The organism is Intrasporangium sp. (genome assembly GCF_035280925.1).
Classification (GTDB): Bacteria; Actinomycetota; Actinomycetes; order Actinomycetales; family Dermatophilaceae; genus Intrasporangium.
Map to the genome: position 1 here is coordinate 20,934 of NZ_DATEEY010000025.1, position 6,349 is coordinate 27,282.

General features: G+C 69.9%; 8 protein-coding genes. 6 read left to right on the plus strand and 2 right to left on the minus strand.

The window, feature by feature from the left end; genetic code table 11:
* Positions 1–31: 31 nt before the first annotated feature.
* A complete protein-coding gene (locus VJN29_RS02625; RefSeq protein ID WP_324141994.1) occupies positions 32–436 on the minus strand; it encodes a hypothetical protein in 405 nt (134 codons plus the stop codon).
* 163 nt (positions 437–599) lie between these two features.
* Between VJN29_RS02625 and VJN29_RS02630 the strand changes: the two genes are divergently transcribed.
* Entirely contained in the window at positions 600–1,001 is a 402-nt protein-coding gene (locus VJN29_RS02630) for a DUF805 domain-containing protein (RefSeq protein ID WP_324141997.1), read from the plus strand.
* A gap of 44 nt (positions 1,002–1,045) precedes the next feature.
* On the opposite strand, the gene VJN29_RS02635 is transcribed toward VJN29_RS02630, so the two are convergent.
* Complete coding sequence (locus VJN29_RS02635) at positions 1,046–1,489, minus strand: hypothetical protein (RefSeq protein ID WP_324141999.1); 444 nt, start codon at positions 1,487–1,489, stop codon at positions 1,046–1,048.
* A 93-nt stretch (positions 1,490–1,582) separates the two neighbouring features.
* Between VJN29_RS02635 and VJN29_RS02640 the strand changes: the two genes are divergently transcribed.
* From VJN29_RS02640 to VJN29_RS02660, 5 genes are all read left to right on the plus strand, one after another.
* Positions 1,583–2,416, plus strand: coding sequence for an alpha/beta fold hydrolase (locus VJN29_RS02640; protein WP_324142002.1), 834 nt, complete (start codon positions 1,583–1,585; stop codon positions 2,414–2,416).
* 147 nt (positions 2,417–2,563) lie between these two features.
* Positions 2,564–2,932, plus strand: a complete 369-nt coding sequence (locus VJN29_RS02645; RefSeq protein WP_324142004.1) for a YciI family protein — start codon at positions 2,564–2,566, stop codon at positions 2,930–2,932.
* Between the two features lie 54 nt (positions 2,933–2,986).
* Positions 2,987–4,210: an ATP-grasp domain-containing protein gene (locus VJN29_RS02650; RefSeq protein WP_324142006.1), complete on the plus strand. Its 1,224-nt coding sequence runs from the start codon at positions 2,987–2,989 to the stop codon at positions 4,208–4,210.
* A gap of 16 nt (positions 4,211–4,226) precedes the next feature.
* Positions 4,227–5,165, plus strand: a complete 939-nt coding sequence (locus tag VJN29_RS02655) for a hypothetical protein (protein ID WP_324142008.1) — start codon at positions 4,227–4,229, stop codon at positions 5,163–5,165.
* Positions 5,162–6,307 carry an alpha/beta hydrolase-fold protein gene (locus tag VJN29_RS02660; RefSeq protein ID WP_324142010.1) on the plus strand — a complete coding sequence of 382 codons (1,146 nt, stop codon included), beginning with the start codon at positions 5,162–5,164 and terminating at the stop codon, positions 6,305–6,307. The genes VJN29_RS02655 and VJN29_RS02660 overlap by 4 nt, the downstream gene beginning before the upstream one ends.
* Positions 6,308–6,349 lie beyond the last annotated feature (42 nt).

Consider the following 6,349-nt stretch of genomic DNA (forward strand, 5'->3'; position numbering starts at 1 on the left):
CTTGGGTGACGAGCCCGTCGTGTCGCAGGGCTCAGGTGTCCCGACGGGCTCGGAAGCGCATCGGTCGTGGTGCAGTGTCAGGCTCGGCCTGTCGGTGACGGCCCTCCTCGAGGTCGTAGCGGGCCCGTTCGACGCCGGACGCAGTGACACGACCGCCGTCCGTAGCCGCGTAGGCCGAGAGGGCCGTCGTCCGGGCCAGGCGCGGTCCCACGGCGTTCTCGGAGAGCCCGGCGAGCACTCCGGCGGTCCGGATCGTGCTGCCCTCGGCGAGGACGGCGGCCGCCATCGCCTCGTCGATCGCGCGGGTGAGGTGGTCCTGGGCCTCCCTCAGGTGCGGCAACGCGGCGCTCGGCTGGTCGGGGTCGACGTGCCGGAGCGCCTCCTCGGCCGCCGCGACTGCCAAGCCAACGGGGTTGGGCGACTTCTTCAGAGCCATCCACCAAGTCTACCGCAGTAAGTGCGGCGCCACAACAAGCACGGCGCCGCAGTCGTCTACGTATCCACAAGCCCGCGAGCGCTTCGCCCCACAACGCGATCGCGGACTGCTACTGTCCCGGCGGCGCGGAGGTCGCGCCGCCTTCAACCAGGAGAAGACCCCAATGGAGTGGTACCTGAAGGTACTGAGGAACTATGTCGGATTCAGCGGTCGCGCCCGCCGCACGGAGTTCTGGATGTTCACGCTGTTCAACATGGTCGCGAGCATCATCACGCAGCTCATCGACCGGATCTTTGGCTGGGAGGACTGGTCTGCCTATGCCGGCCCGGTCACGACGCTGTACTTCCTGGCGGTTCTTCTGCCGACCCTCGCAGTAACGGTCCGCCGCCTGCACGACACGAACCGGTCCGGCTGGTGGATCCTCCTCGGCCTGGTGCCGCTCGTCGGGTTCATCGTGCTGATCGTCTTCTACGCGCAGGCGGGCAACGTCGGCACCAACACGTACGGTCCAGACCCCAAGGACGCCGGAAGCTACACGGGCGCCGAGGCCCCCGCTGCGGCCTGATCGATCGGACCGCCTGAGGCGCTCACCCATCAGGGGTGGGCGCCTCAGTCGTGCGCGAGCAACCGGCGCAAGGCCATGCCGTATGCCGCTCGGCTGGCGCCCGCGACCAGCCATCCCAGCGCGCGGGGTACGCCGAGAACGCGGATCTCCTGCCTCCAGTCGACGACCGAGCCGCTCGCGCGCGTCATGACAACGAGCTCGATCGAGCCACGGATCACCTTGCCCTCCTTGCGGATCCGAGCCGTGCCCGGCTCCGCACCGGTGGGAGGTGTCACCTCGTCCAGGACCATGGCGTCATCGAAACCGACGAGGCCGACCCCCGTCCGCGCCACGAATCGCGACCCCGGACCGAGCTCATCGGGGGGCACCATCCCCCTCGTCACCCGGGTCAACGGGATGAGGCGGTCATGGGCTCGCAGGTCCAGCACCCGCCGCCACGCCTCGTCCGCCGGGAGCGGTGAGGGCAGCAACACCCGGAACGTGGCCATGGCTGGAACTTACCTTGACCCCTAACCTACGGAAGCGTAGGTTACCAGTTGGTAGGAAGGCTGTGAGCCCAGGACGACGCAGGAAGGCACCCGATGAGCGCCCACACGGCGAAGCTCCACGGGCACGAGCTCTCATACGTGGACCGGGGCACCGGCCCCGCCATCCTCTTCATCCACGGCCTCCTCGGGACCAACCGGAACTGGTCCCACCTCGTCACGTGTCTGGAGACGAGCAACCGCGTACTGGTACCGGACCTGTTCGGCCACGGCGCGTCAGACAAGCCGATGGGCGACTACTCCCTCGGGTCGCACGCCGCGACCTTGCGGGACCTCTTGGACCGGCTCGACATCGACACCGTCACCCTGGTCGGGCACTCCCTGGGTGGCGGGATCGCACTCCAGTTCTGCTACCTCTTCCCGGAGCGGGTCGACCGGCTCGTCCTGGTCTCGAGCGGCGGGCTCGGTCGCTCCGTCAGCCCGCTCCTCCGGGCCGCGACACTTCCGGGGGCCGAGCTCGTGATCCCGGTGATCGCCTCCGGCTGGGTGCGCAGCCGTCTCGAAGGCCTGAGCGCCCAGCTCGGGCGACTGGGCTGGCGACCCGCGGCCGACGTGCGGGAGGCATGGCGCGGGTTCACCTCGCTCAGTGACGCCGACAGCCGCCGTGCCTTCCTCGCCACCACCCGTGCGGTGATCGACCCGGGCGGGCAGACGGTGACGGCCCACGACCACCTGCCGATGAAGACCGACATCCGCACCCTGGTCGTGTGGGGCACCCGCGACCGGATGATCCCGGCCTGGCACGCGACGACGGCCCACAACGCCATCCCCAGCAGCCGAGTCGAGCTATTCGAGGGCGCCGGGCACTTCCCGCATCTGGAGGAACCCGAGCGGTTCGCCACTCTGCTGGGCGACTTCATCGCGAGCTGAAGCGGCGCCCGCACCCTTCCACGCGAGCCAGCCCAGCGGCATACGGCACGGGCATTTGCCTCTGCACCTGATGTCGAAACCGACGTGCGCCGCTCGACGGGACGGTGGAGGCTGGACCGACCGGCCACAGTCGAAGGGACCTTCACCATGCGCTACCTGATGATCCACAAGCTGGACGAGAGCCTTCCGGAGGCGTGGAACCCGAGCCAGGCGTTCATCGAGAAGATGAACGCCTTCATCGGCGAGGTCCAGGCGTCCGGCGTCCTGCTCGCCGCCGAGGGCGTCCACCAGAGCAGCGAGGGCGCCATCATCCGCAAGGACGCCAAGGGTCTCTCGGTCACCGACGGCCCGTTCACCGAGGCCCGAGAGGTCATCGGCGGCTTCGCCCTCGTCAACGTGGCCGACAAGGCCGAGGCGATCGAGATGGGGCGCCGCTTCGCCGACCTGTTCCCGGAGGTCAGCGTGGAGGTCCGCCGCGTCTTCGAGGAGGAGGACTTCGGCGAGCAGCCACAGTGACGCCAGGCTCCGCAATCCGTGACGTCCACCCCACCGGCCCCTAGGGTCGGTGGGGTGAACATCATCTTCGTCGAGCCGGCCTTCCCCGCGAACCAGCGCCGCTTCGTTCACGCCCTGGCGTCGGTCGGCGCGAACGTCTACGGCATCGGGGAGTCGGATGATGCGCACCTCGGGGACGACCTGCGCGGTGCCATGCGTGGCTACTACCGGGTCGGCTCGGTGACCAACGTCCAGCAGCTGATCGACGCTGTCCGCTTCTTCCAGGACAAGGTGTGGATCGACGCGCTCGAGGCGACCATCGAGGCGCACACCATGCCCGCTGCCCAGGCGCGCGAGGCGACGAACATCCCCGGCACGAGCGTGCGGACCACGTGGCTGTGCCGGGACAAGCCGTCGATGAAGGACGCGCTACGTGCTGCCGGGGTGCCCACGGCCGAGTCCGCCGCGATCGACTCCTCTGCGGAGGCGAAGCAGTTCGCGGACCGCGTCGGCTACCCGCTCATCGTCAAGCCCCGCGCGGGCGCCGGCGCCCTGGGCACGGTGCGCGTCGACAGCGACGACGAGCTCGTCGGGGCCCTGCAGCGCTTCGGTGGGGAGGGCACGACGTCCATCGCGATCGAGGAGTTCGTCCAGGGGCACGAGGGCTTCTACGACACGATCACCCTTGAAGGCCGGGTCGCGCACGACTGGGTGACCCACTACTACCCCAACGTCCTCGAGGCGATGCGGCACCGGTGGATCTCGCCGCAGTTCATCACCACGAACCGGGTCGAGGGCAACGAGTTCTACGCCGAGGTGCGCGAGCTGGGTCGCCGCGTCATCGACGCTCTCGGCATCGAGACGTCGGCGACGCACATGGAATGGTTCTACGGCCCGAAGGGCCTCCGGTTCTCGGAGATCGGCTGCCGCCCGCCGGGGGTTGGCGCGTGGGACCTCTACTCCGCCGCCAACGACGTCGACGTCTACCGCGAGTGGGCGCACGTCATCACCCACCGTCGCCCGGAGCAACCGATGAAGCGGACGTATGCCGCTGGGCTCGTCGCGCTCCGACCTGACCGTGACGGGGTGGTGACCGGCTACGACGGGATCGACGACATCCAGCATCGCCTGGGCGAGTGGATCATCGACGGACACTTCCCACCGGTCGGGCAGGGGACCCAGCCGGTCGAGGCGGGCTACATGGCCAACGCCTACGTGCGGCTGCGCCACCCGGACTACGACGCCGCCCGGGCGATGCTCGATGACGTCGGCCGCACCATCAAGGTCCACGCCGGCTGAGCTGCCTGGACGACTGGTGACGACGATTCTGCTTGGGCCGCAACGGTTCACGACAACGGTTCAGGCGACCCTGCGCAGCCTCGACTGCGAGGGGACGGTTGCGATGATCAACGCCGGGTGGGAGGAGCGCGAGGCCGAGGACGCCGAGCTGCGGTCGGTGCTCGACGGCCGCGGCGTCAACGCCAGTCTCTACGGCCGGGCCGTCGAGGCGCTCGCCGGCGACCGGGACCTCCGCGTCGCCATCATCGCGCACCGGACCCGTCACGCCGAGCTGCGGGCGTTCTACGGCATCCGGCTCCAGGCAGCGTGGGACACCGTCTTCGCCGTGATGCGCCGGCCTTCGAAGGACGATGTGGCCGCAGGCGCGCGGCGCTCTGCCGTGCAGGCGCTGCGTGACGTCGACGACTGGTACGCGTACGAGGTCGCGCGGATCGTCGAGACGACCGCGACGTCGCAGGTCGTCCAGTCGAGCGAGGCGCTGGCGCGCCAGCGTCGTGAGGTCGCCGAGATCGTCTCGGGCGCAGCGGTGGTCGCCATTGCCGGGGGCCATGTCGGCATCCTGATGGAGACGCTCAGGCTGCTCGATGTCGCCATCCCGCCGCAGACGCCGGTGATCGCCTGGTCAGCGGGTGCCATGGCGGTGTGCGACCCGGTCGTGCTCTTCCACGACTTCGCGCCGCAGGGGGTCACGGCGCCGGAGGTCCACGACCGCGGCTTGGGGCGGTTGCGGGGGATCGTCCCCCTACCGCACGCGCGGCGCCGCCTCGCCCTCGAGGACCGGGACCGAATGGCACTGTTCGCCAACCGTTTCCCCGGCCACCGCCTGGTCCCGCTCGACGACGGGACGATCGTCCGCTTCTCGGTCGGAGACAGCTCCAGCAGGCCCGCGGTCCTGCCGGAGGGCGCCCGCTTCGTCGACCCTGACGGGGCGATCGCCGCGTGGGAGCCGGCATGACCGGGCGGCTCGCCATCAACCGGCTGCGCGACCGCGCCCCACTCGACGGAACGGCGGTCGACCGTTTCCTGACCAGGCACGGATCCCCCATCATCGAGGGCGAGCGGGCGACGTTCCTCTGGCGCGGCGAGGCCGATGCGGCGCAGGTGCGCCACCGCGTCGTCGGCCTGCCCGACCCACTCCCGATGAAGCGGCTCCCCGAGACCGACCTCTGGGCGGTGACCACGGTCCTGCCCGGGGGCTCGCGAGTCGAGTACCAGGTCGAGATCCGACGCGGGCACCTGCACGAGCAGTTCAACGACCCGCTCAACCCTCGGCTGGCGCACAGCCCGCTCGGCTCCTCCTCGGTCTGCGCGAGCCTCGGCTACCAGGTGCCGGAGTGGGTGCGGTTCGACCCGGAGGCTCGGCCCGGGACGCTCGTCGAGCAGAGCCTTCGTAGCAAGGCGCTGCGGCGCGAGCAACGCTTTCACGTCTACCTGCCGGCCCGGTTCAACCGGGCGCTGCGATATCCCCTGCTCGTCGTCCACGACGGGACCGACTACCTCAACTTTGCGGCGATGAAGACGGTGCTCGACAACCTCATCCACCGCCTCGACGTCGACCCGCTCGTGGCGGTCTTCGTCCCGCCGGGTGACCGGCTGCGCGAGTACCCGAACCACGCACCGCACGCACGCTTCATCGCCCGCGAGCTCGTGCCGCACCTGCTGGAGCGGCTGCCGCTCGTCGACTCACCCGAGGCCCGGTGCCTCATGGGGTCGAGTTTCGGGGGAATCGCGTCGCTGTCCACGGCGGTCCGCTACCCCGGGTTCTTCGGCTCCCTGCTGCTCCAGTCCGCGTCGCTCGTCTTCACGGACATCGGCTTCGAGCACGGCGGGGGCCCGGCCTTCGACCCGGTGGTCAAGTTCGTCAACCGGTACCGGTCGCGGCCGACCGCCGTCGTCGACCGGATCTACCAGTCGTGTGGGGTCTACGAGCCCCTCATCACCCCGAACCGGTCGATGGTGCCCGTGTTCCGACAGACCGGGATGCAGGTCCGCTACATCGAGGCCCGGGACGGCCACAACTGGGAGAACTGGCGCGACCGGCTGGGCGACGGCCTGTCCTGGCTCTTCCCCGGACCGCAGAAGTTCGTCTACGAGTGAACGCTGCGTGGTCCAAGGCTTGCGCCGGGCCTCGGTGGCCAG

Excerpts from the sequence above, each read along its gene's own strand:
- VJN29_RS02625 (WP_324141994.1), bottom strand. The coding sequence starts at position 436 with ATGGCTCTGAAGAAGTCGCCCAACCCCGTTGGCTTGGCAGTCGCGGCG.
- VJN29_RS02630 (WP_324141997.1), top strand. The coding sequence starts at position 600 with ATGGAGTGGTACCTGAAGGTACTGAGGAACTATGTCGGATTCAGCGGT.
- VJN29_RS02635 (WP_324141999.1), bottom strand. The coding sequence starts at position 1,489 with ATGGCCACGTTCCGGGTGTTGCTGCCCTCACCGCTCCCGGCGGACGAG.
- VJN29_RS02640 (WP_324142002.1), top strand. The coding sequence starts at position 1,583 with ATGAGCGCCCACACGGCGAAGCTCCACGGGCACGAGCTCTCATACGTG.
- VJN29_RS02645 (WP_324142004.1), top strand. The coding sequence starts at position 2,564 with ATGCGCTACCTGATGATCCACAAGCTGGACGAGAGCCTTCCGGAGGCG.
- VJN29_RS02660 (WP_324142010.1), top strand. The coding sequence starts at position 5,162 with ATGACCGGGCGGCTCGCCATCAACCGGCTGCGCGACCGCGCCCCACTC.